Genomic DNA, 26,297 nt, shown 5'->3' on the forward strand with positions numbered 1-26,297 from the left:
ACCGCCGCCGTAGCGCGTTGGCGCGGTACCGGCTTCCCCGCTCAGTCGAGAAACAAGTCGGGTGTGGGGTTTTCGCCGCCGCCGTAGCCGGACAGATCGTCGACACCGGCGTAGAACGACAGCGCGTCCGCATCGATGAAGCAGTTGCCGGTGACCTGCCCGGCGGGCCGGGTCAGGATGGCGACGGCGGCGTCGGCCATGATCCGCGGGCTGCGGGCGGCCGCGAGCTGCCGCTCGCCGTCGGCCAGGGCCGCGACCGCCGAGGTGGCGATATAGGTCTGCGGCCACAGGCAGTTGAAACCTATTCCGGCGTCGGCGAATTCGGCTGCCCAGCCTTGCGACAGCAGCGTCATGCCGTACTTGGAGAGGGTGTAGGCCGGGTGGGCGCCCAGCCAGCGTGGGTTCAGGTTGATCGGGGGCGCGATGGTCAGCACGTGCGGGTTGGCCGAGTCGCGCAGATGCGGCAGGCAGGCCTGGGTCAGCAGGAACATGCCGCGGATGTTGATGTCGTGCATCAGGTCGAACTTCTTGACCGGCAGTCGCTCGGTCGGTTCGGTGGCGATCGCGCTGGCGTTGTTCACGCACACGTCGATGCCGCCGAACCGCCGCACCGCGGTGTCGACGACGCGCCGCACGTCCGCTTCGTCGCGCACGTCGCCGACCACGGCGGCGGCGCGTCCGCCCGCGGCTTCCACCTCGGCGGCCGCCGTGTGCACGGTGCCCGGCAGGCGGGGGTGCGGTTGCGCGGTCTTGGCCAGCAGCACCACGTTCGCGCCCTCGGCGGCGGCCGCGATGGCGATCGCCAAGCCGATGCCGCGGCTCGCGCCGGACACCACCACGGTGCGATCGGTCAGCTGTCGGTCCTGGTCCGGCATCGTTCTCCTCGGTCGTTGCGGGCGTGTCGACCCGGTGGTACCACTCGAATGGTATTGGCATTCTCATTTTTCGCAAGTACGGTATTCAATGATGAACAACCAAGTGCAGACCTCCTCCGGGATCCCGCTGGAGCCGAGCTACGGACCGGACGCCCGGCGGGATGAGCCGCCCGCTCCGGGCGCCTACCCCTTCACCCGCGGCAATTTCGCGACCGGCTACCGGGGGCGGCTGTGGACCTTCCGGCAGTACTCCGGCTTCGGGACCGCGGAGGAGTCCAACCGCCGCTACCGGTATCTGCTGGAGCAAGGCGGTACCGGGCTGTCGGTCGCGCTGGATCTGCCCACCCAGTGCGGGTACGACTCCGACGATCCGGAGGTGAGCGAAGAAGTCGGCCGGGTCGGCGTCGCGGTGGACACCCTCGCCGATGCCGAAGTGCTCTTCGACGGCATCCCGCTGGACCGGATCAGCACCAGCTTCACCATCAACGGCACCGCCGCGATCCTGCTGGCCTTCTACGTGGCGGCCGCGGAGAAGAAGGGCGTGCCGCGCGCGAAGCTCACCGGCACGATCCAGAACGACATCCTCAAGGAGTACGCCTCGCGCGGCACCTGGATCTGGCCGCCGGAGCCGTCCTTGCGCTTGATCGCCGACACCATCGAGTTCTGCGCGGCCGAGGTGCCACGGTTCAACGCGATCTCGGTGGCGGGCGCGCACTTTCGGGATGCGGGCGCGAACGCCGTGCAGGAGATGGCTTTCACGCTGGCCGACGGCGTCACCTACTGCGACACCGTGATCGAACGCGGCCGGATGACCATCGATCAGTTCGCCCCGCAGATCTCGTTCTTCTTCTACACCCACGGCGACTTCTTCGAGGAGATCGCGAAATACCGCGCCGGACGCCGCCGGTGGGCCACCATCGTGCGCGAACGCTACGGCGCGACCACCGACAAGGCCTCGATGTTCCGCTTCGGCTGCGTGGCGGGCGGCGCGTCGCTCTACGCGCCCCAAGCGCAGAACAACCTGGTTCGCGTCGCCTACGAGGCGCTGGCCTCGGTGCTCGGCGGCGTGCAGTCGATGTTCACCGCCGCGTGGGACGAGCCGTTCGCACTGCCCAGCGAGGAATCCGCGACGCTGGCGCTGCGCACCCAGCAGCTGCTCGCCTACGAGACCGGGGTGACCAGGGTGGCCGACCCGCTCGGCGGCTCCTACTTCGTCGAGGCGCTCACCGACGCCACCGAGGCCAAGATCATCGAGATCATGCACGACCTCGAGCAGCACGGCGGCATGGTGCGCTGTATCGAGGACGGCTACCTGCAGGGCCTGATCGCCGACGAGGCCTACCGGCTGCACCAGGCGGTGGAATCCGGTGAGCGCCCGGTGGTCGGGGTGAACAAGTTCGTCTCCGACGAGCCCGCGCCGGACATCGGCACCTACGAACTCGACGCCGACGGGCGCGAACGGCAGTTGAAGCGGCTGGCCCGGGTGCGATCCGAGCGCGACGCCGGGACCGTCCGCGACACACTGGCCGCTCTCTCGCGCGCCGCGGAAGGAGACGAGAACCTCATGCATCGACTCATCGATTGCGCGAACGCCTATTGCACGGTGGGCGAGATGACCGCCGCGCTGAAGTCGGTGTGGGGCGAATTCCAGCAGCCGGTGGTGTTCTGATGCCCGCTCGTGTGCTGGTCGCCAAACCGGGCCTGGACGGGCACGATCGCGGCGCCAAGATCGTCGCCCGCACGCTGCGCGACGCCGGATTCGAGGTCATCTACACCGGAATCCGCCGGCGTGTGGAGGACATCGTCGCCATCGCGCTGCAAGAGGATGTGGCCGTCGTCGGCCTGAGCATCCTCTCCGGCGCGCACGTCGCGCTCACCACCAGGGTGGTGGACGGATTGCGCGCCGCCGACGCGGGCGACATCGCGGTGGTGGTCGGTGGAACCATCCCGCAGGCGGACGTGCCGCGGCTACTGGAAGCCGGTGCGGCAGCGGTCTTTCCGACGAGCACTCCGCTGGAGACGCTCGTCACCGAGATCCGCGCGTTGACCGGGCACCCGGCCCCATGACCGGCCGGGTGCCGACTTCGGACAGCTTGGAGGAATCGTGCGCATCGGAGTGATGATCGGGCCGGAGAAGGGCGATTCGGGGCGCAAGCTCGAACGGATGCTGCGCGACATCGAGTGGGCGGAGTCGGCGGGTCTGGACACGGCGTGGATTCCGCAGATCCCCACCGATTTCGACGCGCTGATCACGATCGCCGCGATGGGGCTGCGCACTTCCCGCATCGAGCTGGGCACCGCGGTCGTGCCCTTACAGGCGCAACATCCGATCGCCCTGGCCCGGCAGGCGCTTTCGGCGCATGCCGCGGCCGGGGGCAGGCTGGCGCTGGGCGTGGGCCCTTCGCACCACTGGATCGTGCGGGACATGCTCGGCCTGCCCTATGACAAACCGGCCGCCTACACCCGCGACTACCTCGAGGTGCTGCACGCCGGATTGCGCGGGCCGGGCCGGGTGGACGTGCGGAACGCGACGTTCACCGTGCACAACCCGCTCGATCTCGGGCCGGTGGCGCCCGTGCCGGTGCTGGTCGCCGCGCTGGGACCGGTGATGCTGCGCATCGCGGGCGAGCGAGCCGACGGCACCGTGCTGTGGATGGCCGACGAGCGCGCGATCGCCGATCACGTCGTCCCGAAGATCGGCAAAGCGGCAGCCGATGCGGGCCGCCCGGCTCCGCGTGTGGTCGCCGGACTGCCGGTGTGCCTGTGCGAGCCCGGCCGGGTGGACGAGGCGCGCGAGCGGGCCAACCGCATTCTGGGCGAGGCCGAGATCTCCCCCAACTATCAACGGTTGCTCGACCAAGGCGACGCCCGTGACATCGGCGACCTGTGCTTGGCCGGCGACGAAGCGCAGATCGCGGCCGGATTGCGCCGCTACGCGGAGGCGGGCGCCACAGATGTCTCGGTGCGGCTGCTGCCGATCGGCGAAACCCGCGAGGAACTGGTGGCGTCCAAGCAGCGCACCCGGGAGATGATCGCCGAACTCGCCAGGGCGTCGCGGTGAGTCCTGCGGGAGCGGGGCCGCTGGCCGGGATCCGGATCCTGGAGGTGGGGACCATGCTGGCAGGCCCCTACGCCACCATGATGCTCGCCGATCTGGGCGCGGAAGTCACCAAACTGGAACCGGCGGGCGGCGACATCTCCCGTCGAGTGAGCGACAGCTACTTCGCCAGCCTGAACCGCGGAAAACGCAGTATCCGCGTGGAATTGAGCACCGAGCAGGGACAAGCGCGGCTCGGCGAACTCGTCGCCGGGTCACACGCGCTGCTGGTGAACCTCAAACCCTCGGCGATCCGGCGGCTCGGTCTGACCTACGAGGCGTTGCGCCGGTGGAACGAGAAGATCGTCTGTGTCGCGATCACCGGCTACGGCCTGTACGGCGGCGACGATCCGGCCTTCGACTACGTGATCCAGGCGGCGGCCGGGATCGCCGCCCTCACCGGTGATCCCGCGGGCCCGCCGACGCTGCCGGGGTACTCGTCGGCGGACAACTCGACCGGTCTCACGGCGGCGCTGGGGCTGCTGGCCCAGATCGTCTCCGGCCGTGGCGGCCAGGTCGACGTGTCGCTGTTCGAAGTCATGCTCTCGCAACTGAATTACCATGCCGCCGCCTACCTGAACGACGGTAAGCGGCCGCAGCGCCGCCCTTATGGGGCGCATTCGTATTACGTTCCGGCGCAGATCTTTCCGACCGCCGAGGGCTATCTCGCGTTGTTCGTCACCCACGACGGGTTCTGGAAGACCTTCGCCGCGGAGGCGGGTGTCGACGGATTCGAGCTGATGGCCGACCGGGTGACCCGTCGCGTCGAGGTGCTGGCCGCGGTGACCGCCGCGCTCGCGGCCGATACCGCGACCGGCTGGGAACGAAGGCTGCGTCCGCTCGGTATACCCGCCGCCGCGGTGCGTGACCTGCCGGAGGCGCTGGATGCCGAACCCGCGGCGGTGGTGACGGCGGGGGAGTTCCGGCTCGTCGGCAGCCCCATCCGGATCGCTGGCTACGAGCCGCGGTACGGGCCGCCGCCGCGGCTGGGTGAACACGGGGGTTGAAGCGCGGTCAGCCGGATGCGTTCAGCTGACCCGGACGGTGCCGACGCGGTCGTACAACTCGCCTGACCGCATGAATCGCATACTCTGCGCGGCATATTCGTCTCCGCGGGGCGCGGGTTACTCCTGCTGACGGACCGGCGCACCGGCCCATGCGACGGCGCGCCGCCGGTGTCGCGGCACTCGCGGCGGCGGGCAACCGCTCGGGCTCACTCGTAGTCGACGGTGATCGTCTCGGTGTCCGGTACGGCCTGGCAGGTGAGCACGTAGCCGTCTTCCAGTTCGTCATCGGTCAGTGCGTTGTTCTGGCGTAGCGTCGCGCTTCCCGTGGTCACCTTGGCGATGCAGGTGGCGCAGTTGCCCGCCTCGCACGAGAACGGCGGGGCCAGCCCGCCCCGGCGGGCGCTCTCCAGCAGAGTCTCGCCGTCTTTGCGTGGCACCGTCTTCTTCTTGCCGTTGAGGATGATCGTCACGCTGCCCGCCGCCGCGGGCGGTGCGGAAGGAGCCGTCGACGGGCGGGTCACGCTGTCGGCCGGGGCGTCGTCCACGGCGTCGGGAAGGGGCGCGGGCGCACCGAACCGCTCGCTGAACACCACCCCCGGACCCGGGAGCGCCAGTTCGACCATCTCCATGAACGCCTCGGGTCCGCAGACGTAGTGATCGGCGTGGCTCTCGGTCCCGACGAAGGCGCGCACCGCCGTGGCGTCGAGGAAGCCGCCCTCGGCGTCCAGGTGCCGGACCACCTCGAGCCGGTCCGGGTAGCGCCGCGCCAGCTCGGTCAAAATCGCCTCGAAGAGCACCGAATCGGCGTCGCGGTCCGCGCACAGCAGCCGGATCCGCCGCCGCGTGGTGGCCAACGCGCACTTGGTGAGCGACAGGATCGGCGTGATGCCGCTGCCGCCGCTGAAGCCCAGCAGCGGTAGGTCGGTCTCGCGCAGGCAGAACCGCCCGGCCGCCTTGGTCATCTCCACCTCGTCGCCCTCGGAGAGATGGTCGTGCATCCAATTCGACACGGCCCCGCCCGGCACCCGCTTGACCGTCGTCATCAATTCGCCGTCGGTCTCCGGCGCGCTGGACATCGAGTACGACCGGAACAGCTCCGTTCCGTTCACGGCGATCTTGAACGTGCAGAACTGTCCGGCGCGGTAGGGAATCGGCCCGTCGTGCGGCGCGAGCACGAACGTGCGCGCGTCGGCGCTCTCCTTCACGATCCGGGTCACGGTCGCGCGCTGGAACAAAGAGGGTCTCGCCATGGACCGCGTCCTCCTGGTATGAAGATTCTATCCGAATGAGAATTATATTCTCACTCACGAGACGGGATCTCTCAAATGTTCTCGACCACCGCTTCGAGCGCGCTCGTCTTCGAGGGCCGGGCCTACCCGCGGACCGAACTGGACGATCTCGCGGCCGGTCTGGCGGCAGAACTGGCCGAGCGCGGAGTGCGCGCCGCAGACCGCGTCGCGCTCATGTCGTCGAACCGGCCGGAGTTCGTCGTCGCGGTGCTGGCCATCTGGCGGCTGGGCGCCGCGGCGGTGCTGATCAGCCCGGCGTGGAAGCGCGACGAGGTCGCGCACGCGGTGGCGGTCGCCGGGCCGAGCCAGGGCGTCGGCGACAATCCGGTGCTGGCCGAGGTGCTGCCGATGCGGCATCTGGACGCGCCGATCGTCCCCGCCCGTCGCGGCGACGCGCCGCCGGATCCGGCCTCGGACGCCGTGCTGGTGTTCAGTTCCGGCACCACCGGAATGCCGAAGGCGGTGCGGCACACCCACGCGTCGTTGGCGGTCGCGGTGCGCCAGTGGACCGAGGTTCTCGGCCTCACCGCGAGCGACCGGATCCAGATCGCCACGCCACCCTCGCACATCCTGGGGCTGCTGAACATCGTGACCGCGCTGCGAACGGGTGCGTGGATGCGCCTGCACCGCCGCTTCGACCTGGAGACGATGCTCGGCTGCATCCAGGACGACCGGATCACCGTCGAAATGGCCGTCGCGCCCATCGCTCTCGCCCTCGCCGGGCACCCGCGGCTCGAGTCCTACGACCTCGGTTCGCTGCGCTACATCATGTGGGGCGCGACGCCGGTGACGGTCGGCGTGGCCGAAACCGTCACCCGGCGGACGGGAGTGCGCTGGGTGCCCGCCTACGGCGCGAGCGAGCTACCGGTGATCGCGTGCAACCCGCTGGACGACGCGCGGCTGGACACGGTGGGCAAGGCCGCACCCGGCGTGCGCGTACGGGTGGTCGCCTTGGACACCGGAGAAGTCCTGCCGCCCAAGGAGATCGGCGAGATCCAATGCCGCGCGGAGTCGGTGATGGCGGGCTACCTGCCCGCCGAGGAGACCGCCCGCGCCTTCGACGACGGCTGGTATCGCACCGGCGACGTCGGTTACGTCGACGACGAAGGCTGGATCCGGCTCACCGACCGGGCCAAGGAGATGATCAAGGTGCGCGGTTTCCAAGTGGCGCCCGCCGAGATCGAGGCCGTGCTGCACGGTCACCCGGAGGTGACCGACTGCGCCGTGTTCGGTGAGCCCGACGCCGCGGACGGCGAGGCGATCGTCGCGGCGGTGGCCTGCGCGGAGTCGGTCACCGCCGACGAACTGATCGCCCTGGTCGGCGAGCGCCTGGCCCGGTACAAGCGGCCGCGCCGCGTCGTGTTCGTGCCCGAGATCCCGCGCCTGCCCTCGGGCAAGGCGCTGCGCCGAGTACTGAAGGAGCGCTATGGACGTCCGTCTGACGAGTGAGCAACGGCAATTGCGCGATGCCGCGGCGAAATTGGCCGACGACCTCGGCCCCGGGTCGGTCGCCGGTCTCGACGACGAACACCGCCTCGCGCGCCTGGAACGAACCGTCGCGGCCACCGGCTGGCGCGCCCTGCGCACCGACGGCGCCTCCGGGGTCGAGGTCGCGATCGTGGCCGAGGAGTTCGGCCGCGGTCTGGTCGACGTCGCCTTCCTCGGCCCGGTGCTCGCCGACGACCTGCGCAGCCGCTGCGGCGCCGACGATCGCGGCTGGACGATCGCGGTCGGTGACCGCGCCGTCGACGCGCGCGGCAGCGAAGGGGCGCTGCTCGTCGCCGGCGAGTCGGTCCTGGCCGCACCACTGGGTGCCACCCTGCCCGGCGCGGATCTGACCCGGCGCATCGCGGCGGTCGCGGACGAGCGCAGGCACATCGGGGAACTCGCGGCCGAGGAGGCCACCCGATGGCACGCGCTGGCCGTCACCGCGACCACCGCCGACCTGCTCGGCGTCGCCCGCGGCGCACAGGATCTCGCCGTCGAGTACGCGAAGGTCCGCGAGCAGTACGGCCGCGCGATCGGGTCCTACCAAGCCGTGGCGCATCTGCTGGCCGAGAATCGCGCGCTGATCGAAGGGGCGATCAGCGTGCTGCGGCACGCGGCCTGGGCGGTCGACGAATTGGCTCCGGCGCGAGCGCTACAGGCCGCGCGGATCGCCAAGGTCTATACCGCACGGGCCGCCCGCACCGTCTGCGAGACCTCGATCCAGGTGCACGGCGGCATCGGCAACACCTGGGAGTGCCTGGCCCACGTCTACCTGCGGCGCGCGCTGGTCTCGACCGAACTGTTCCCCGTTCGCCTGGAGGAGATCGACCTTGGACTTTCGTGATTCATCGCAGGAGGCCGAATTCCGCGCGCGGCTGCGCGCCTGGCTGGCCGAGACGGCCGTGACGTTCCCGACCTCGGGCGACGACTACTGGGCGCGGCAGGGCGAATGGCATCGCGCGCTGTACGCGGCGGGATTCTTCGGGTTGTCCTGGCCGAAGGAATTCGGCGGACACGAGCTGCCACCGGTCTACGACGTGATCGTGGACGAGGAACTCGCGCTCGCCGGCGCGCCGCCGCGCCCCAGCCTCGGCTACCTCGTGCAGGGCTTGGGCCGCCACGGCAGCAAGGAACTGCAGCGGCGCTTCCTGCCCGGCATGATCGACGGCACCCAGCGCTGGTGCCAGGGCTTCAGCGAGCCGGGCGCGGGCTCCGACCTCGCCGCGTTGCGCACCACCGCGACCCGCGACGGTGACCACTACGTGGTGCACGGTCACAAGATCTGGACCAGCTACTCCGACGTCGCCGACTGGTGTCTGCTGCTGGCCAGGACCGACCCGCACGCGCCACGGCACAAAGGCATCTCGGCGTTCGTGATCGCCATGGCCCAGCCCGGCGTGCAGCAGCGTCCGCTGGCGATGATCAGCGGTGTCACCAGGGAGTTCGGGCAAGTGCTCTTCGACGGTGCGACGGTGCCCGCCGATCAGATGGTCGGCGAGCCCGGTGACGGCTGGAAGCTGGCGATGACCGTCGTCGGGCACGAACGCGAGCCCTCCACCCTCGGGTACGCGGCCCGTTACGGAAAACTGGTGCGCGAGTTGGCCTCCCGGCTCGACGGCCGCGCGCCGGAGGAACTGTCCTGGGCGGCGGTGCAGACCGAGATGCTGCGCTTGCATGTGCGGCGGCGGCTGTCCGAACAGCTGGACGGCGTGGTGCACGGTCCCGACGGATCACTGGACAAACTGCTCATGACCTGGGTGGACCAGTCGGTCGGGCACGCCGCGCTCGCCGTCGGCGGTACCGACGATCCGGATCTGCTCGGCAGCTACTTCTACAGCCGCGCCCAGAGCGTCATGGGCGGCACCTCGCAGATCCAGAAGAACATCATCGCCTCGCGCATCCTCGGATTAGGAGTTTGACCATGTACGACTTGCCGGAAGAGATCCACGTCGAAGCCGACGGACCGATCCGCATCATCACGCTCAACCGGCCCGACGCGCTCAACGCCGTCAACGACGACCTGCACACCGGTCTGGCCCGGCTCTGGCCCCGCCTGTCCGACGACCGGGAGGCGCGCGTCGCGGTGCTCACCGGCGCGGGCAAGGCGTTCTCGGCGGGCGGGGACTTCGCCTATCTCGCCGAGCTGGGCAGCGATGCCGAGTTGCGCGCCAAGACGATCGCGCACGGCCGCGACATCGTGCTCGGCATGGCCCGGTGCCGGGTGCCGGTGGTGGCGGCGGTGAACGGTCCCGCGGTCGGCCTCGGCTGCAGCCTGGTCGCGCTGAGCGACATCGCCTACATCGCCGAGACCGCCTATCTGAAGGACCCGCATGTCCAGGTCGGCCTGGTCGCCGCGGACGGTGGACCGCTGACCTGGCCGCTGCACACCAGCCTCCTGCTGGCCAAGGAGTACGCGCTCACCGGCGCGAAGATCCCCGCCGCGCGGGCCCGCGAGATGGGCTTGGTCAACCACGTGGTCGCCGATCCGCGCACCGAGGCGCTGGCCTGCGCGAAACGCATCCTGGAATTGCCCCGCCAGGCGGTCGAGAGCACCAAGCGCCTGCTGAACCTGCACTTGGAACGCGCGGTGCTGGCAACCCTGGACTACGCGACCACCGCGGAGGATCTGTCCTTCCAGACCGCGGAGTTCCGGGCGGTGATCGCCACCCTCACCGCGGGACGGGAGTGACGCCGGATCGCAGGCCGCGATCGTTCTCGCCGCGTGATCGCGAAGAACATGGCCCGCAAGACAATTCGTAGCAAACCGTGCCCCCGTAAACTGTGCTTGGCCAAGTGAACATCCGCGGGGCACACTCTATGTAACGACGTCCGGCGCGGCCGGTCGAACGCGGGGGCGAGGTCCGACAGCAGATGAGGATTCGGCCGAGGCAGCAGTTGCTCGAGCTGTGGCGAGCGGTGCTCGCCTGTTCCTATCCGGACGGAACGTGGATCTGGGGCGGACGCGACGGCGCCAATTCCATCAGCGACGCCGAGCAGCTGCTCTGCCTGTTGTATCCCGCGACCGAGATCGAGGCGTTCGCGCTGGACCAGCCGAACGACATGAGTCCCGACGTCAGGTCCGCGCTCGCCCCATTCGGCGAGGAGACCCGCATCGGCGGGGTTCTGGTCGCCCTGGTGGAGGAATATCTGCGCCGCTACACCGGACCCGACGGCGAGCCGGTCTTCGCCAGCGGCTCATACCTGCGCTCCGGCGACGGCGGCACGCTCACCGAGGCGCAATCGGCGGTGGAGGTGGTCGACTCCTATTCGATGTCGCTGAGCCTGTGCATCGCGGCGCTGCGGTTCCTGCGCGGGTTCCTTCGCTTCGTCAGTGGCGAGGTCCGGCTGGAGGCCCGGCAATTGCGCGCGCGGATCCCCGCGGTGATCGAGCTGGTCAGCGCGCGGCTCACCGCCGCGATGGCGGGCCTGGTCCGCAGTTTCGTCATCCACACACCGGAGCCGACCACCGAGTTCGGGCAGTCGATCATCTACATGCTCAACCAGACCCGCACACCGCCCGACGAGATCATCGAACGGCTGTCGGCCCAGCTGGAACGCCTACGGGTGCAGGCGGCCAACGAGGTGAGGCTCAGCCAGACCACCGAGGTCGATATCGCCGACGACGGGCGGCTGTTCGAATGCGGCTGGAGCTGGGGCATCGTGCGCAGCGCCGAACCCATCGACCTCGTGCCGGGCCGGGTCAGCAGCGCGACCGGGCACGCGGAGCCCCGTCCGTACCTGTATTTCACCGCTGTCGCCCTCGACGGCATCATCGACCTGTCGTCGCAGCGCATCCGGGAACTCGATCTGCTGACCGACGAGCAGCGCACTCTCGCCGACGCGCTGCAACTGCGCTTCGAGCTGACCCGCAACTACTGGTCGAGGGTGGCTCGCTTCGGCAACGGCCGCTGGCCGCTGGAGGACATCCCGTGGCGCACCGCCGACGGCGAGGAATCGGAGTATTTCAGTCTCGTGGTCACCGCCATGCTGATCCAGGACCTGGTCTACCGGGAGAGCACCGAGGATCTGACCCGCACGGTGGCGGTGCTCGATCAACTGGCCCGCCGCGGACGCATCACCAGCCGGTTCACCGTGGGTGATCCCGCAGCGCCGCTGCACTATCCGGGCGTGCGACTGAACCTGGCGGGCAGCGAGGACGCCGCCGAGGGAACCCAATTGGTCTGGTATGTGCCGGATTTCGCGACAATGCTGCTCAAACGGTGCCTGCAGGCCGCGCGCCTGCGCACCGACGTGGACACCCGCGACCGGCTGATGGCGCTGGCCGAGGCCGCGATGGATCATCTCGACCAGCGAGTGCTGCGGGACGGCCCGGTGATCGGCCTGTGGGACGACATCGGCCGGGTGGTCGGCGCGGCGGACACGCGGCTGGAAGGGCCGTCCTGGTTCGTCACGGAGCGGATGATGGAGTGCCTGGTCATCGCGTACGGCACCTTCGAGCAACCCCCGCTGGCCCCCCAGGCGATGGTCGCCCGCGCGGTGGACCTGCTCAGCGAGGCCGAGCATCTGCTCAATCAGGAGGAACTGGAGGTCGAGGGCCAGGACTTCTCGCCGAAACAGGCCGCGGTCAACCGGATCCGGCAATCGCTCGACCGAGCCCGCCGGGTGCTGCGCGAGCGTCCAGGTACCGCGTACAGCCTCGCCACCCAGGCGTTGGTCCAGCTCGACGAACTGGCGTACGCCCGCCGGGACGCGACGCGGTAGGGGCAGGCATGCTGGTGTTCTCCACCTCCGACAAGGGCGGCACCGGACGCTCGGTGACCAGTTGCAACATCGCCTACCGGCTGTGTCTTTCCGGCCTCGATGTCGCCTACGCCGACTTCGACCTCGGCTCGCCCACCGCCGGTGCGCTGTTCGAGATCGGTGCGGCCGAACGCGGCGTGCCGCGCGGCGGCGTGCATTCCTACCTGCTCGGCGAGAGCGGAACCGTGGCCCGTGTCGACGTCGGCGCGGCGACCGATCGGCCGGACCTGCGCCGGATCGGTCCCAACTCCGGCCGGTTGGTGCTGTTGCCCGGCGACGAGGGCGGCGCCGAATTCCTCACCGGTGACGACGCCGTCGTGGAGCGCTGCGCGGAACTGCTGGTGGCGCTGGATCAGGAGTTCCGCGTGGTGATCGTGGATCTGAGCGCGGGCCGGTCGGCCGCCCTGCAGATCGCTCTACAGGCCACCGCGTTGCCGCAACTGCGCAGGCGCACCGCCCGCTGGTTGATCTTCCACCGCTGGACTCGCCAGCACATCGTGGCCGCCGCCGGTCTGGTGTACGGCCCGCACGGTCTGCTGAAGGCGGGCGCCGAATGCGGCCACGACCCGGAGGAGTTGCTCGGCTCGGTGCGTTATGTGCGCACCGCGGTGCCCGACGCCAACTGGGACGGGGTGGCCCAGCGCCCGGCGCAGGCGGCGTGGCTGCAAGAGCAGGACACCGCGTTGCGGCGGCTGGCCACGGCCAAACGGCTCGGCGCGACCGCGAAGCTCGGCGACACCCCGATGGAACCGGTGTTGCAGCGGCGCGAACAGCTCATCCTCGACGCCGACGTGAACGCCCAGATCGCCAACGCCGAGACCGCGCTGGCCTATGCCGAACTGGCTCGCCGACTGGTCGACATCGCCACGTGGGAGAGGCTGTAGATGCGGGATGCACAGGGCTACAGCGAGGCGACCGAGCAACCTCGGATCGCTTCGGTTCCGTTGTCGCACTTATCTATCGAGGTCGGGCACTTCTACCTCAACGAGATCACCGCCGACATCGAGCGGGTCACCGCGGAGTTCCGCCGCATCGTGCCCTTGGTGTCGGCCTTCATCGAGTCGGCCAAGGTGCAGTTCGGCCCGAACGCCCGCGTGAGCACCTGCTATCTGATCGACGACTATTTCCATCCCGACACCGATCCCTCCGCCATTCTCACCAAGCTGCTGGACGCCGCGGAGGAATCCGGACTGGTCATCGACTACCTGGCCCGCGAATCCGGCTGCTGGCGGGCCTCGAAGTTCGTCGAGGGTGTGGCGTTCGGTGAGCCGATTCCCGTGGCGGAGATGGTGGCCGCGCGCATCGTCGCCGAGCCCGCGCCGCCGAGTACCGGCCGCAGGCCGCCGACCGCGGAATCGGGCTGGCTGTGCAACGGACGCCGGTCCTCGGAGGACGAACACAATCAAGCCATGCGCCGGCGTACCTATCGGCCACCGGAGGAGTTCGGCCGCCGGGAGCATTCGATCTTCCTCGACGTGGAATTGTGGAGCAGGCACGTCGTCGACGGGGTGACGGTCACTCGTTGGTCGTGCCCGTTCCTGGCCGCCGTCTGGCATCTGCTGCGGCTCGGCATGCTGCGCTATCACGGTGCCGCCGTGGCGGATCCGCAACCGTGGCACCGCGAGGATCTCGCGCCGCGGCGCTGGTCCGATCTGCCGCCGGTGGTGCAGCTCAATCCGTCCGCCGCGCCGTTCGCCGCCTACAAGACGCTGTCGATGCTGCCCAAGCGGTACATCGGCATCGAGCACGCCGTGCGGCTGGTGCTCGACCACCTCGACCTCGACGACGACGTGGTCGAGCAGACCATCACCCGCGGCGCGGGCGAGGTGCCGCCGGTGCCGGTGCCGCGCAAGGTCAGCGATCGGCTCTCCCACCTGCTGCTCGACGGAGCTTGACATGGCCGCGACCACGCCTCTGGTCGTCCTCGGTGAAGTGCGCACCTGCCTGCTGCCGTCGTCGACCGCGCTGACCGGCGCGGAGGCCTGCGATCTGCTGGCGCTCATGCCGGGCTGCACGGTGCGCTGGCGGGAGCGGCCGGGCACCCTGGCGGTCTCGCCGACCACCGCGGTGGGCGTCGACTGTGATCTGGCCTTGGGCGAGCAGACCGCGCACATCGTCGGAACCGTGGCCACCAGCGCCGTCCTGTCCGGCGGCCGCGTACTGCAATCCACCGCGTGCACCCGGGTGGTGCGCGCGGCAGGCCGGCGCAGACAGACCTGGTCGCACTACCTCAGTCAGAAGGGGATGACCGAGGTCATCAGCCGCATCCCCGAAAGAGCCACCGCCGGTGCGGCTCTGGCCGAGGGGTTCCTCACCGGCCGGGCCGACGTCGACACACTGGATCTGGCCTCGATCAGCGAACGCCTGCTGACACGCCTGCGCGCCGACCCCAGGCTCGACCAGACGCCGCCGGTGCGGGCGGGAACCACCCGGCTGCGCTGGACGGCCCGGATCGGGGGCAGCGCGGGCCCCGACGCCGCCCTGCACCTGGACGACGCCACCCTCCGCACCGTCCGGTTGATCGTGCGCGACGAGGCGGATCTGGACGCTGCGCAACGGTTCTGTGAGGATCTGGCCGCCCACGACTGGCTGCTGACCGTCGTCACCGCCGCGCTGGCGGAGGCGCAGCGCTTCCCCTCGCACAGCCGGGAACGCACCGACATCCTGGCCCCGGTGCTCGAGGATCTCGCCGGGCTGTGGATGCCCGGAGCCCACACCCCGGCGTCGATGCGCGCGTTGTGGCGCGAGCTCCAGGTCGATCCCGGATTGTCCCGTCAGTGGAACGCGCTCGTCGCCCAGCTACAGAACCGGATCGCCGTCGCGACACTGAACGCGTTGCGGCACAAGGAACTCGACACCGAATGGTAGCGATCGCTCCGGCTACATCCGGAACCATTTGCGCACCAGCAGCGCGAAGAACACCGACATCGATACCGTGCCCGCCCACGCTTCGACGGCGAACAGCGGCCGGGCGGCCGGGCGCAGATTCTCCGTGTCACCGGGTCCGAGCGGATTGATGAATCCGGTCACGCACGTGTAGACGGTGGCAGCCGGTGAGGAATTGCCACTCAGCAGCAGAGCGGCGACGGTGAACAGCACCAGCTGCACGGCCACCCAGCCTAGCAGCCAGAACGGCCGGTAACCGTAGCCGCACAGGACGTAGGACAGTCGCCCCGGCCAGCGCCGTGGGCCCCGCGGCAACGCGAGGGTGCGGGCCAGGGCCAACCGCAGACCGCAGCGGTCCTGCGCCTCGTCGTCCTCGTTCATCCGGTACAGCGCGGCCCCTCTCCGGTAGGCCAGCGCCGCATGAGCGGGCAATCCGGCCGCCGAGAGTTGGGCACCCAGCCGTTCGTACTCCTCGGCCAGCATGGTGTTCTGCCGGCTGCTCAGCCGCAACGGACCACGGAATTCGACCTCGGCGGCCAGCAGCGCCGCCGGGATCGCGCTCGGCACCCGCCAGTCCGCCTCGTCGGGCGCCGGTTGCCGCGCGGCCGTGTACAGGTGCCGGAAGACCAGCGAGTCGGAATGCCGCCGCGCACTGGGCGGGTCGTAGTCGGCGAGGATCGCCTCGGCATGCGCGGTGAACCGCTCCAGCTCGGCCTGCTCCGGGCGCTCACCCCGATCGATCTCGGCGGTGTATTCGTCCGCGCGCCTTGTGATCCGGGTCGAGACGGATGCGACGAAGGGCGAAATCTCCCCCATCTCACGAGTCTAGCGGGCGGCCCTTCAGCCGGTACTCGAAAACGTCTCGCGGCTCGCCCGGCCCGAAGTACCGGTCGTCGTGCTCGACGAATTCGAATCCCGCGCGCTGGAACAGGTTGCCGGCCAGCCGGTTGTCCGGCCGCACGGTCAGATACACCACCTCGGCGCCGATCTTCCGGCAGGTCTGCAAGGTGCGGGTCAGCAGGGCGTGGCCATATCCTTCGCCCTGGTACCTCTTGGCCACCGCGAAGGTGAACAGCAGTGCCCGGCCGGACTTCTCCAGCGTCAGCGCGTAACCGATCACAGCGCCCTCCACCTCGGCCACCAGCCATTCGGATCCGTGCAGGTCGAACAGCTGGCGCAGCATCAGGTACAGGTACGGCTCGGCGAACACCTCGGCCTCGATGGCCGCGATGTCCTCGATATCGGCGAAGCAGGCCTGCCGGTATTCCACCTGAGGCGCTTTGGCGATGTTCATCCGCTCCCTACTGCCAGGGCATAGGCCGTCGATTCCAGCTTAGAACACCCATTCCGCAGCGAATCCGCCACAAAAGTGGGTTCATAGTGCGTTACCCTACCGTGCCGGTCTCACCGGCCTTGCGCCATCCGCTGGACGACAGTGGGTGTCGCGTGCTGATGGGAAGCAGGGGGTGGGCTTCGCCGGTCAAGGCGACGAGCGCCTCGACGACGTCGAGCAGGCTGGCTTTGGTGTAGGTGAGGGTGGTAGGGCCTGACCCGGGCCTGTCTTGGTGGCCGGCGTAGGCGCTGGAGACCGCCATTCCGAACTCTCGTTCGACGAAAGTAAGCGTCGTGTGGCGGACCCAATGCGCGGAGACTCCAACCGACGAAGCCCACGGAAGGAATTTCCTGATGCGCTCGAAGAGGTTGTCGATGCGCGCTACTCCGACCGGTCTTCCGTCCCGGTACCGAAGGACATGCTGGTTCGCTTCCGCACCACCACGGGCTTCGATGTGCTCAAGAATCCTCTTCATCAAGGTTGGAGAGACGGGTTGCCATCTAACAGTTCCACCCTTCTCCCGAAGGCGGACAAGGCAGTCGTGCGAGTTGAGGTCATCGATGGTCAAGCCGAGGAGTCCTCCGCGGCGACACGCTGTTTCGATCAGGATGCGCACAATCAGCGCGTCCAGCGGTCGGTCATTGCCAGTCGTTGCGGCAACGTGGCCGATGTCGCGGATATGGTCGAGAGAAAGGGCGTGTCTGGGGCTTCTGGGCTGGCGTGCTCTTCTGACTCTCGCGGCCGGGTTGTCGAGTGGGTGGATCAACCTGTCGAGTTCGGCGTGGCGGTAGAGTTTGCGGATTGCTGATACCAAGGTCGCCGCGGCGCCGACGCCGCCGCGTGAATTCGATCGTCCGGCAGCTCCCGCGCGTACCCGGTGTTCGCTGACGAGTTGTTCGATCTCGGTGTACGTCGGCTCGGAGATGGGTCTATCACCCCACCTCTGCTCGAGGACCTTCCAATAGGATCCGTAGTTCTTGAGAGTTTGTTCTGATGCCGAAGCCGAGACCTGTGCAATGTACTGTGCGAAAGTTGGTGCGGGCCCATGTCGTGTCGACTCGTCGAGCAGGTCTTCGACTTTCAATCCCAGTCTGGAGATCAAGTGCAGCGCTGTACTGACGTCTTCGGAAGTCATTGAGGCTCCCATAGATTGGGCCGGAACTGTGAGATAGCGGTGGCCACCAGTGGCGTTGTGTACACGACGAGCCGCTGGAGAGTAAGGGACGCTACGAGTAGGAGCCGGTCACCAGGCTGCATGCCGCAGGCGTGACGGACGTTCGCCGGAAGGTGGATGTATCCGCTCGGGCCGACGGCCCAGCGACCGTCGCCGGCAGGGTCCACGACTGCGAGTTGGTCTTGGTGCTGGATTGTTACTGGCTGGCCGGGATGCCAGTCGAGCTTCCTGATGGCTGATCTGTCGCTGACGCGGCCGCGTTGGTCGATGGTCGCTGTTGCGCAGTGTGCCAGCCCGATCGGTGTCTCGATGATCGTGGTGGGGTAGTGAAAGGGGATGCCAGGAAACTGGACGATCCGCGGACGTGCACTGTAGAGGTCGTCGAAACCCACGACTGATTCATCGTGAGGCCGCAGCATCGGTCGACTATGTCTGGCCGAATTCAATGCTGGTTTCTCGCAATGCGGTGTCCGGGCGGTTGATGGGGCGGTTGCGGGATGCTCTGGCTGTGCTTGGCTCATCGGTCATCACTCGCTGGCGAGCTCGACTCCGTGCCTCATCGGTGCGAGTGGCGGCGCGCTTGGCCGCCATCGCGCATGCGGGGAGGAGCGGAGCAGGTTCCGATCGGATGACACTGAGAAGAGGCGAAGGTGGCTGGCGGGTCCAATAGGACCGATCCGGCCGTGGACGCGATCGGTTTCCTCTGGCAGTGTTCTGGCCTTCCCGCAACGCGGCACCATAAGGTGCGCCTGCGATGGCTGCATTCGCGTACGCAAAGTTTCGACCACCTCGATGTCAAAGGCGCAGCGCTATGTCCGTTCGACATGACATGCGTCAGGCTGCTTGAGGACGTTTGCCGGCAACGGCGATTCGCGGTGCTGGTGTTGTCGGGCAAACGGCTGATTGCTTCCCAAGCATTCATTCGTGGCTGGTGGGTAGTCAAGACTTTTAGCGTGTACACCGTGGGTGACTTTTTCGATATTCCACCCAGGGTGGGTGTATTTTTCGAACTATCAGGCGAACTCGGCGCATGACAGAGCCCCCCAGTAGCGAGTATTTGACTGGGGAGCGGTGCCGTGCTGGGTGGCTTCGGCTATGTGGTCATGAACGGAAGGCCCTCAGCTGTGGGCGGTCGGCTGGTGAACGAGCGATCCAGCGGTGCCCAGTAGGTCATTGCGTCTCGGTGTGGGCTGGTAGAGCGAGTAGGTCTTGAGTTGGCTGGGTGGGAAGTGGGCGTCGGTTTGTCTGGTTTCGTAGATGTCGTATTGGCCGGTTTCGGCGTTGTAGATTCCGACGGTTGTATCGCCGATGATCTCCGGCAGAGGATCGTTTTTCCATAGTCTTCTGAAGTGTGGTGATCTGGCGCAGGCTTCGTACACTTCAGCGAATCTGATGGGGTCGGCGAAGGGTCGGAGAATGCGTACGCCGAAGAGCAGTACCTGTATGCGCTCGAATCGCTTCCTGAATCTCTCGGAGTCGGGATGATTGAGCATCAGATCTATGATGTTGACTGCGCGTTTGGAGCCCCTGGGTGCCGGCTGCAGCATGGGGAACACTTCGCACCATTGCTGGTTCGCCCCGCCAGGCGGGATGTCGTATAGCAGCCCTTGGAAACACGCTGGACCTTTATGGTTTTCGAGGTAAGAGATGTCGTCGTCGGTCAGCTCCGGCCACTGCTCGGTGGAGACCGGGTAGAGATCCGGGGCGACCAACGCCCGCATGACGTCCGCGATGTACCAGGGGACGCTCAGTTGCTCTATGAGCAGGTCGATATAGGTGTCGGAGGGTGTACGTTCGTCGCGGATCCACTTCTGGACGGTATTGAGAGAGGAATCGAGCAATGCGCCCAGCTGTGTCAACGTAAGTCCGCGTTCATTGCCCCGGGGTGAGAGGTGTCGGACCTTCTCTGGCACGACGCTGGTCAATCGGACCCAGTTGATATATTCACCGAGCGTCGACGGTCTCGGGCCGGTGCCGAGTGGTTCTATTCGCTCGACCAACTTTCTCATTGTTGCCTTCGTCCTTCTGTGATGCGCTGCCTCGTCATGTACCCGTAGCCGCCGAGGTGGCTGACTCGTCACCGCGCCGTGGCTTGCTGAGCATCGGGTTGCTAGCTGCCGAAGCCGGTTCTGGACGATGCCTACGGCTCCTTCTCTGCGCTGATGGCTTTGGTTGTGCCGCGACCAGGGTTGGATCGACGTTGTGGGCACATGCTGGGTGGTCGAAACACTGATTGCGCCAACTCGGCGTGCCCACGGTGCCGCGTCGGGACTGCGAATAGACAGAGGTTTGCGATCATCGCGTTCATAGTCGTGGTCTCGGTCATGGCCGGTCTTCAGACGTCCTCAGCGCCGTGCGCGACCAGCGGAGGCTCAGCGGGAGCGTGGGTGCCGTTTATGTCAGGGGCCGCTATCAGTGCTGTCTGCAGCATGGCGAGTAGTGCGGATTTGTCGTTTCCGCGGCACCGCAGGCTGATATGTCCGTCTGGTCGCACCAAGCACAGCGAGTCCGTGGCGGAATCGCCGTACATGTCGAAAATTTCGTTGCTTTTGGCGACTACGGCATGGGTTGGTGCGGCCGCGCCAACCTCATGGGGCAATGCCGTGGCGCGCGAGAGCGCGCCCCGGTCGATCCTCCACGGCCACCAGCCCAGCCGCGACCGGCAGTGCCGGCGCTGTACCCTGCGCGATGGCCGCCGCCACCGCTTGGTGGAGTCGGTCGAGGCGATCGCTACTACTCGTAATCGTCGACCGTAGGGCTGCGCCGCGTGCACGGCCCATGCCGCCAGCGGGGACTGCGGATGCTGTTGCAGGGCCATCAGCGTGTAGCCCGGATGTCGCAGCAGGTCGTGAAGCCACAGTGTCGGTGTGATGGGCACGTCAGGGGCGCGGTCTCCGGCTCTGAGGCCCTCCATGGGCAGTATGCCGGGGGGCTGGGCTATGACCTCGCGGTAGGAGTATGACAGTCCTGAAATTTGCTTGGCGGCAGCTTGTTTGAAACCGGGTGCTCGGATGACCGCGCGGCGGTGCTCCATGGATTTGCCGTGCGCCATCATGAAGCTGTGCAGCCTATGGGTGCCGTCGATGACTTGCTCGGCGACCGGCCTGCGTTCCGCCTCGTAGGTGTCCAGTACGTCGTCCGGAGCTTCGCCTGCGGCGACGCCTGCGAGTTTGTATCCGAGGTTGAGCGCGTCCTGGATGGCGGCGTTCATGCCTTGGCCACCGGCAGGTGAATGAACGTGTGCAGCGTCGCCGCACAGAAAGATATTGCCTATGCGGTAGGCAGAGCTGACGCGTCGCCAGATCTCGAAGATGGTGGCCCACTTCGGCTCACCGAGCATGACGGTGCCGTCGAAGTGCCTGTCTATGGCCTGCTGGAACTCCACGCGAGCGGCATCAAGCTCGGGTTTCGCTTTGCGCGCGGGCGTGGGGTCGTGGATCAGGACCCGGTAGTTGGTAATAAGCTGCGCTTCGGTGGGCAGCGGTGCCGTGAGCAGCATTTCCCCCCGATGGATGTCGTAATGGATATCCGCGTCTTTGTGCGGAAGGCCGAACACCGGGACATCCATCATCCTCATGCTGCCGGTGTACTCATCGCCTTGAAAATCCAGGCCGAGAAGGGTGCGGACGGTGCTTCGCACTCCATCACATCCCACCAGCCAGTCAGGGTTCACGATCTCCTCTACCACTGGGGTGCCGGCATCCGTGTGTACAAGGGTCGCGGTGACGCGTCCACTGTCACTCGTGGTGAGAGCGCGAAGTTCGGTGTTCCATTCCACAAGCACGCCGCGCGCAGCAAGGTGAGCGCGCAGGACGGATTCCAAGCGGTCTTGCTCGAGCAGGAGGATGCCCGGATAACGGTGGCTCAATCGCTCGAAGGCAAGCCGCTCCGCCTCTTGCTCGTCCCCTTCGAAATGGAAGACCATCCCGCCGCTCCAAATGCCCATATCCAGCACGGACGAGACGATCCCCGCCCTGTCGTAGCCTTCCAAGGTTCGGATGTGGACGGTGAAGGATCTCGATGTCGTGGCAGGACCGGACCTTTTGTCGATCACGCGACATGGCACGCCCCAGCGCAGCAATTCGAGGGCGAGTGTCAAACCCGCTGGCCCAGCACCAACGATCAGAATCGCATCACGCGAGACAGCGGCTTGTGACATGGTGATCCTTCGTGCGGTGCCTGTGGCGTCCAGCGGTGAGAGAGCGCTGACCGGCTTCGGATGGCGCCCTTCCATCGCGGGAAAGCTGTGGTCGTCAAGCGCGACTCTCACATGCACACAACGAAGATGGAATGCGGAATAACCGGCAGATACCTACCGAGGCACTTACCTATGTTACATCGTCAGGATTCGGAGCTGAGGGCCGTTCTCGTGCTGCGGCGTCGATTCTTGGCGTGAGATGTGCGGGAATGCTCGCAGCTACCTCCCCTCGCGACTTGATCTTCAGCTTCTGGAATATAGCCGCGACTTGCGCGTCGATCGTCCGCCGGGAGACGCCTCGACGTGCGGCGATGGCACGATTCGTGTACTCGGCAGCAATCAGGATGGCGATCTCGAGCTGGGGTTCCGATAGAGTGCGCCACGGCTCGGGTGCAGGCAGCGGTGCGAAGTTCATACTCAGTTCGCGCAGAGCGACGCGGTGCACCTCGTTGTTCACAGGGTCGAGGCGGGCACCGCGTTTCTCGGCATCCGCGTAGGCGGCAGCACCGAGCACCTTGCGGGATGCGGCGCGAGCCTGGCGCGCCTGGTCAGCGAACGATCCCATCGATGCGATGTCGATGCCCAGGCGCGTTCGCACGGCGCCCATGCCCCCAGCGAGGTAGGCGATCTCCCTTGCCAGAGCCGGATTCTGCGGGTGGCTGCTGCCGTTCCTTATGGTGAGGGCTGCCAATGCCCAAATCCGCAGCTCGACCGCCCACGCCGCACCCCACTGATCACGAACGGACAGCTGATGACGCAAGGCGTCATCCAGGATCGCCAACGCCTCATTGGGATCGCCATGCTTGAGTAGGGCGACGGCACGGCTGAGCTCAGCCCACGAAGCCGCCCACCGTGCGCCCGATACTTGCGCTTGCTCGAGGCAACGCTCGGAAATGGCGTGAGCTTGTTCCGGTGATCCGAGCAGGGCCGCCGCGAAGCCGGCGAACATACCGGCCATCATTTCGCCGCCGCGATTGCCCAGATCATGGAACTTGTCACGGGCCCGCTCAAGCACTGCGATTGCTCTCGGATCCCGATCGCGCATCACCATTTCTGTGCCACGGGCCAACTCCAGTCGCGGAGGAAGGCCGAAGTCGATCTCAGGCTGCTTGCGCCAGCTGGCCATGTCGGTTTCGGGGATGCTGGCGGCGGCGTCCTCGATCAACCGATGGGCGTCTTGCCCTTGCCGCACGGCAAGCCACGCGATCACGGACTTGGCAGATACCTGCAGCGCAGTCGGCTGTGGACTGAGAGTCTCGGTGGCACGCAGACACCGCTCCGTCAATCGCCGGATATCGTGGATTCTCCCTTGTACGAAGGGGACACGGAGAGCAATCAGTCCGATACAGATCTCCAGACCCGCCTCGGCCGTGCTGGGCGAAGAGCGGGACGTTTCGATAGCTGTGAGGATGTTGTCCCAGGATGCGCGGGCCCAGTCCAGCAGGTCTCGCTCTTGTGGACTGAAGCAGCGGTCTGCGGCATCGGTGACTCGATCGCGGTAGTACCTCAGATGTCGATGAGCCAGGCAGACCGATTGATCTTCTCCGCTGCTATCCGAGCGTCGACTCAGCTGCTTCCACGCGAACAGCCGTAGGGTTTCGAGCAGGCTGTAGCGCACCGTCGACGTAGTGATGTGGATAGTGACCAGCGATTGATCGACGAGCCTGTCGAGTAGCTGCTGTATCTCATTGCGCGGCAGCGGGCGACGAACATCCCTGTTGTCGCCGGAATCGTCGACTTCGTCACCACACACGGCTTGGATCGCGTGCAGATCAGCTCCGACATCTGCCGCGGCGGCGTGCGTGTCGTCGGGATGGGTGTCGTATCCGGATGCGAAGACCGACATGCGGTCGAACAGCAGTCGTTCTTGGTCGGAACACAATTCGTACGACCATCGAATGACGTCAGTGACCTTCCTGTGGCGGGGTTCGACCCCCGCGCGGGGCCCGGCCGACCATTGCATCCGCTGGTCGTCGGCTCGGCCCGAGAGTTCATCTCTGATCCCTGCCAGCGACTGGTAGCGCCGCCGGGCGGCGGCCAACCGGATGTAGAGGGGATGGTGATGGACGTGTCGGCATATTTCAGCGGCGATTTCCGACTCTTCCTCGCCGATCACCTGGTGGCCGGTGAGCTCGACACGCTGCCGAAACAGCGCTGCGGCTTGTTCCCTGGTCAGCGGTGGAACATTCGTTACACGCTCATCGGCCCAGCCGAGGGAGATCCGGCTGGTGGCCAGGATGGTGAGATCCGGGAGCGTATCGAGGAGATCTGTGACGAAAAGTAGTATGGGGTCGAGCACGTGCTCGCAGTTGTCCAAGACAAGGATGGTGCGTTGGGGGCGGCCTGGCTCATCAGTGCCGGCGCTGTTCAATGCGTCGACTAGAGCTTCCCACCCGGTTCGTCCGGAGAACTCGCCCTGGAACACGATGCGGGTCGTCTCCCGCTCGACCGCGGCGTAGTCCGAGTCAGCTGGCAGCCGTGCGAGGGGTACCCAGTGGACCTGAGTGCCGCGGTCCTTAGCTTTGACTCGCCGGATCACCTCAGCAGCCAAGGCTGTTTTCCCGATCCCACCCGGACCTGCAAGCGTGACCAGTCGCTGGGTCAGTAGGTAGTCGTGGATCTGCTCCAGCTCTCGATCGCGTCCGACAAAGTTCTGAGTCGGCGTCGGTACACCTCCCACACGCCCCGCCCCTGGTTTATGCATATGCGGACTATAACCGAAAAGGATGGTCGGTCTTCGATGTCCTGCTGGCCGACCCAACTCATGGCTGTCAACACTCATGCCCGACTGGACGGAAACACCATTGCGACCTGGGCATCTTGATATGAGCCCTTCTCGTGTCGATCCGAACGCGCTGGCAACTGAGGATCGACGAGGGGCGGGCGTGCCAACCGTATTCGGTGAGGATGGGTAGGTATGTCCATAGGTAGCTACCTATCCTTTCGATACTTGGAAGTGTGAGGCTTTGCTGTCCGCAATCAGCGCGTCCACCTCGACGTGCCATTACTCCCGCCGACAATCGGTCACCAACGTTTGTCAGTGGTGTAGGTAGGTATAAGCGTAGGTAGTTCCCTATTCCGGCGAATCTTACGATGATGGCAATGTGTCACTGGTCTACATCGGGAAATACTCGATGCTCGAGCCGAGGTGGTAGTCGTCGCAGAGCGATTGGTGTGGCGACACGGCTGCGTTCGCCGGATGCTGACCGCGCGACTGGTGGTGTCTGAGCGTTGATCGTGCTGATGGCTCACGGCACCCGATCGGCGAGGTAGTCCAGCAATGAGAGGGTGAGGATGCAGACCGGACGCCCGAGCGCAACCGCGATGGCTGTGGCGCATTCGCGGGCCTACCACCAGCTCGCCGACGAGCCACGGGTGTTCACCGATCCTTTCGCTGTGAGGATTCTCGGTGAATCCGTCTTAGCTGAAACGGAGTTCGACCACGGCCTGGATCCGGACCTGGTTCGTCAGAGGAGGTTGTTCATCAATGCACGCAGTCGATTCGCAGACGACACCGTAGCGGCCGCAATCTCCAGGGGCACTGACCAGGTGGTGATCCTCGGTGCCGGACTCGACACGACCGCCTACCGCCACGGCAGCGCAAAGGCGCGAATCTTCGAAGTTGATCACCCCGCCACACAGGAGTGGAAGCGACGCCGCTTGTCCGGAGCGCGGATGGCGATTCCGAACTCGCTGACGTTCGTTCCAGTCGATTTCGAGAACACGACACTGGCCGCCGGGTTAGCAAGAGCGGGCCTCGACAGCAATCGCAGTGCCGTGTACGTCTGGCTCGGCGTTGCCGTCTACCTCACGAGAGCGTCGGTCGACGAGACGCTCCGGTACATCGCCAGCCACGCCAAGTCTGAGGTAGTTTTCGACTACTTCTACCCGGTCGCCGCAAGTCCCGACGATCTGACGGCTGCCCAGGTGCAAGCACGTGCTGATCGCGTCGCCGCAGCGGGCGAACCGTGGCTGACTTTCTTCACCGCAGAAGAGATACGTGACATCTTGCAGGACTTCGGCTACAGCCATGTCGACGACCGCTCCGCGATCGAGCTGCTTACCTCATACGGCGTCCCTGTCGGCTCTCGTGTCACGGATTCGGGACCCCATCTGGTGTATGCCTGTACGGCGTGACTGCCCCTCCGGTCGCTGGGGATCAGCTTCCCGCCATGGTAGGTGAGCAGCA

The 26,297-nt window shown here is 66.8% G+C and carries 22 protein-coding genes; 14 read left to right on the plus strand and 8 right to left on the minus strand.

Translation table 11 applies throughout. The features are described 5' to 3' along the window. Positions 1-41: 41 nt before the first annotated feature. Positions 42-875 carry an SDR family oxidoreductase gene (locus ABZ803_RS24460; protein WP_357042406.1) on the minus strand — a complete coding sequence of 278 codons (834 nt, stop codon included), beginning with the start codon at positions 873-875 and terminating at the stop codon, positions 42-44. Positions 876-966: 91 nt separating this feature from the next. Between ABZ803_RS24460 and ABZ803_RS24465 the strand changes: the two genes are divergently transcribed. From ABZ803_RS24465 to ABZ803_RS24480, 4 genes are read left to right on the plus strand one after another with little or no spacing between them, the layout of a single operon-like run. Beyond that, positions 967-2,544, plus strand: a complete 1,578-nt coding sequence (locus ABZ803_RS24465; RefSeq protein ID WP_357042409.1) for a methylmalonyl-CoA mutase family protein — start codon at positions 967-969, stop codon at positions 2,542-2,544. Continuing rightward, on the plus strand, positions 2,544-2,942 hold the full coding sequence (locus ABZ803_RS24470) for a cobalamin B12-binding domain-containing protein (protein WP_357042412.1): 399 nt from the start codon (positions 2,544-2,546) through the stop codon (positions 2,940-2,942). Before ABZ803_RS24465 ends, ABZ803_RS24470 begins: the two co-directional genes overlap by 1 nt. A 37-nt stretch (positions 2,943-2,979) precedes the next feature. After that, positions 2,980-3,936 (plus strand): LLM class F420-dependent oxidoreductase, encoded by a 957-nt coding sequence (locus ABZ803_RS24475; RefSeq protein WP_357042415.1) that lies wholly within the window; start codon positions 2,980-2,982, stop codon positions 3,934-3,936. Further along, complete coding sequence (locus ABZ803_RS24480; RefSeq protein ID WP_357042418.1) at positions 3,933-4,979, plus strand: CoA transferase; 1,047 nt, start codon at positions 3,933-3,935, stop codon at positions 4,977-4,979. Before ABZ803_RS24475 ends, ABZ803_RS24480 begins: the two co-directional genes overlap by 4 nt. Positions 4,980-5,185: 206 nt before the next feature. Here ABZ803_RS24480 and ABZ803_RS24485 read toward each other — a convergent pair whose 3' ends face one another. Further along, entirely contained in the window at positions 5,186-6,229 is a 1,044-nt protein-coding gene (locus ABZ803_RS24485; protein WP_357042421.1) for a ferredoxin--NADP reductase, read from the minus strand. A 75-nt stretch (positions 6,230-6,304) separates the two neighbouring features. Here ABZ803_RS24485 and ABZ803_RS24490 point away from each other — a divergent pair, with 75 nt between their 5' ends. From ABZ803_RS24490 to ABZ803_RS24525, 8 genes are all read left to right on the plus strand, one after another. Beyond that, on the plus strand, positions 6,305-7,717 hold the full coding sequence (locus tag ABZ803_RS24490; protein WP_357042424.1) for an AMP-binding protein: 1,413 nt from the start codon (positions 6,305-6,307) through the stop codon (positions 7,715-7,717). Beyond that, entirely contained in the window at positions 7,695-8,600 is a 906-nt protein-coding gene (locus tag ABZ803_RS24495; RefSeq protein WP_357042427.1) for an acyl-CoA dehydrogenase family protein, read from the plus strand. The genes ABZ803_RS24490 and ABZ803_RS24495 overlap by 23 nt, the downstream gene beginning before the upstream one ends. Next, the gene (locus tag ABZ803_RS24500; protein ID WP_357042430.1) at positions 8,587-9,675 is read left to right on the plus strand and encodes an acyl-CoA dehydrogenase family protein; all 1,089 of its coding nucleotides are present in this window, start codon (positions 8,587-8,589) and stop codon (positions 9,673-9,675) included. Before ABZ803_RS24495 ends, ABZ803_RS24500 begins: the two co-directional genes overlap by 14 nt. Before the next feature lie 2 nt (positions 9,676-9,677). After that, positions 9,678-10,445, plus strand: a complete 768-nt coding sequence (locus tag ABZ803_RS24505) for an enoyl-CoA hydratase/isomerase family protein (protein WP_357042433.1) — start codon at positions 9,678-9,680, stop codon at positions 10,443-10,445. 182 nt (positions 10,446-10,627) lie between these two features. After that, positions 10,628-12,478 (plus strand): SCO2524 family protein, encoded by a 1,851-nt coding sequence (locus ABZ803_RS24510; RefSeq protein WP_357042436.1) that lies wholly within the window; start codon positions 10,628-10,630, stop codon positions 12,476-12,478. An 8-nt stretch (positions 12,479-12,486) separates the two neighbouring features. After that, complete coding sequence (locus ABZ803_RS24515; RefSeq protein WP_040864019.1) at positions 12,487-13,401, plus strand: SCO2523 family variant P-loop protein; 915 nt, start codon at positions 12,487-12,489, stop codon at positions 13,399-13,401. Beyond that, complete coding sequence (locus tag ABZ803_RS24520; protein ID WP_357042439.1) at positions 13,402-14,412, plus strand: SCO2522 family protein; 1,011 nt, start codon at positions 13,402-13,404, stop codon at positions 14,410-14,412. A gap of 1 nt (position 14,413) precedes the next feature. Continuing rightward, positions 14,414-15,385 carry an SCO2521 family protein gene (locus ABZ803_RS24525; protein ID WP_357042443.1) on the plus strand — a complete coding sequence of 324 codons (972 nt, stop codon included), beginning with the start codon at positions 14,414-14,416 and terminating at the stop codon, positions 15,383-15,385. 12 nt (positions 15,386-15,397) lie between these two features. On the opposite strand, the gene ABZ803_RS24530 is transcribed toward ABZ803_RS24525, so the two are convergent. From ABZ803_RS24530 to ABZ803_RS24540, 3 genes are all read right to left on the minus strand, one after another. Then, a complete protein-coding gene (locus tag ABZ803_RS24530; protein WP_357042445.1) occupies positions 15,398-16,219 on the minus strand; it encodes a hypothetical protein in 822 nt (273 codons plus the stop codon). Position 16,220: 1 nt separating this feature from the next. Further along, positions 16,221-16,697 carry a GNAT family N-acetyltransferase gene (locus ABZ803_RS24535; protein WP_357042448.1) on the minus strand — a complete coding sequence of 159 codons (477 nt, stop codon included), beginning with the start codon at positions 16,695-16,697 and terminating at the stop codon, positions 16,221-16,223. Between the two features lie 91 nt (positions 16,698-16,788). Then, a complete protein-coding gene (locus ABZ803_RS24540) occupies positions 16,789-17,871 on the minus strand; it encodes a tyrosine-type recombinase/integrase (protein WP_357042451.1) in 1,083 nt (360 codons plus the stop codon). Positions 17,872-18,593: 722 nt separating this feature from the next. On the opposite strand from ABZ803_RS24540, the gene ABZ803_RS24545 reads away from it, so the two are divergent. Further along, complete coding sequence (locus tag ABZ803_RS24545) at positions 18,594-18,944, plus strand: hypothetical protein (protein ID WP_357042454.1); 351 nt, start codon at positions 18,594-18,596, stop codon at positions 18,942-18,944. 84 nt (positions 18,945-19,028) lie between these two features. Here the strand turns inward: ABZ803_RS24545 and ABZ803_RS24550 are convergent, their stop codons facing one another. The 3 genes from ABZ803_RS24550 to ABZ803_RS24560 all read right to left on the minus strand — a co-directional run bounded on the left by ABZ803_RS24550 (position 19,029) and on the right by ABZ803_RS24560 (position 24,812). Beyond that, a complete protein-coding gene (locus ABZ803_RS24550; RefSeq protein ID WP_357042457.1) occupies positions 19,029-19,919 on the minus strand; it encodes a helix-turn-helix transcriptional regulator in 891 nt (296 codons plus the stop codon). A 326-nt stretch (positions 19,920-20,245) separates the two neighbouring features. After that, positions 20,246-22,186, minus strand: a complete 1,941-nt coding sequence (locus ABZ803_RS24555) for an FAD-dependent monooxygenase (RefSeq protein ID WP_357042460.1) — start codon at positions 22,184-22,186, stop codon at positions 20,246-20,248. Positions 22,187-22,238: 52 nt separating this feature from the next. Further along, entirely contained in the window at positions 22,239-24,812 is a 2,574-nt protein-coding gene (locus ABZ803_RS24560; RefSeq protein ID WP_357042462.1) for an AAA family ATPase, read from the minus strand. A gap of 590 nt (positions 24,813-25,402) precedes the next feature. On the opposite strand from ABZ803_RS24560, the gene ABZ803_RS24565 reads away from it, so the two are divergent. After that, complete coding sequence (locus tag ABZ803_RS24565; protein WP_357042464.1) at positions 25,403-26,245, plus strand: class I SAM-dependent methyltransferase; 843 nt, start codon at positions 25,403-25,405, stop codon at positions 26,243-26,245. Positions 26,246-26,297 lie beyond the last annotated feature (52 nt).

Origin of the sequence: Nocardia sp. NPDC047648, assembly GCF_040642815.1 — a bacterium.
Lineage (GTDB): Bacteria > Actinomycetota > Actinomycetes > Mycobacteriales > Mycobacteriaceae > Nocardia > Nocardia gamkensis.

Coding starts and splice junctions, on each gene's coding strand:
- ABZ803_RS24465 (WP_357042409.1), top strand. CDS start 967: ATGAACAACCAAGTGCAGACCTCCTCCGGGATCCCGCTGGAGCCGAGC.
- ABZ803_RS24505 (WP_357042433.1), top strand. CDS start 9,678: ATGTACGACTTGCCGGAAGAGATCCACGTCGAAGCCGACGGACCGATC.
- ABZ803_RS24565 (WP_357042464.1), top strand. CDS start 25,403: ATGCAGACCGGACGCCCGAGCGCAACCGCGATGGCTGTGGCGCATTCG.
- ABZ803_RS24540 (WP_357042451.1), bottom strand. CDS start 17,871: ATGACTTCCGAAGACGTCAGTACAGCGCTGCACTTGATCTCCAGACTG.
- ABZ803_RS24560 (WP_357042462.1), bottom strand. CDS start 24,812: ATGCATAAACCAGGGGCGGGGCGTGTGGGAGGTGTACCGACGCCGACT.
- ABZ803_RS24510 (WP_357042436.1), top strand. CDS start 10,628: ATGAGGATTCGGCCGAGGCAGCAGTTGCTCGAGCTGTGGCGAGCGGTG.
- ABZ803_RS24485 (WP_357042421.1), bottom strand. CDS start 6,229: ATGGCGAGACCCTCTTTGTTCCAGCGCGCGACCGTGACCCGGATCGTG.
- ABZ803_RS24525 (WP_357042443.1), top strand. CDS start 14,414: ATGGCCGCGACCACGCCTCTGGTCGTCCTCGGTGAAGTGCGCACCTGC.
- ABZ803_RS24535 (WP_357042448.1), bottom strand. CDS start 16,697: ATGAACATCGCCAAAGCGCCTCAGGTGGAATACCGGCAGGCCTGCTTC.
- ABZ803_RS24550 (WP_357042457.1), bottom strand. CDS start 19,919: ATGAGAAAGTTGGTCGAGCGAATAGAACCACTCGGCACCGGCCCGAGA.
- ABZ803_RS24495 (WP_357042427.1), top strand. CDS start 7,695: ATGGACGTCCGTCTGACGAGTGAGCAACGGCAATTGCGCGATGCCGCG.
- ABZ803_RS24470 (WP_357042412.1), top strand. CDS start 2,544: ATGCCCGCTCGTGTGCTGGTCGCCAAACCGGGCCTGGACGGGCACGAT.
- ABZ803_RS24530 (WP_357042445.1), bottom strand. CDS start 16,219: ATGGGGGAGATTTCGCCCTTCGTCGCATCCGTCTCGACCCGGATCACA.
- ABZ803_RS24515 (WP_040864019.1), top strand. CDS start 12,487: ATGCTGGTGTTCTCCACCTCCGACAAGGGCGGCACCGGACGCTCGGTG.
- ABZ803_RS24490 (WP_357042424.1), top strand. CDS start 6,305: ATGTTCTCGACCACCGCTTCGAGCGCGCTCGTCTTCGAGGGCCGGGCC.
- ABZ803_RS24460 (WP_357042406.1), bottom strand. CDS start 875: ATGCCGGACCAGGACCGACAGCTGACCGATCGCACCGTGGTGGTGTCC.
- ABZ803_RS24520 (WP_357042439.1), top strand. CDS start 13,402: ATGCGGGATGCACAGGGCTACAGCGAGGCGACCGAGCAACCTCGGATC.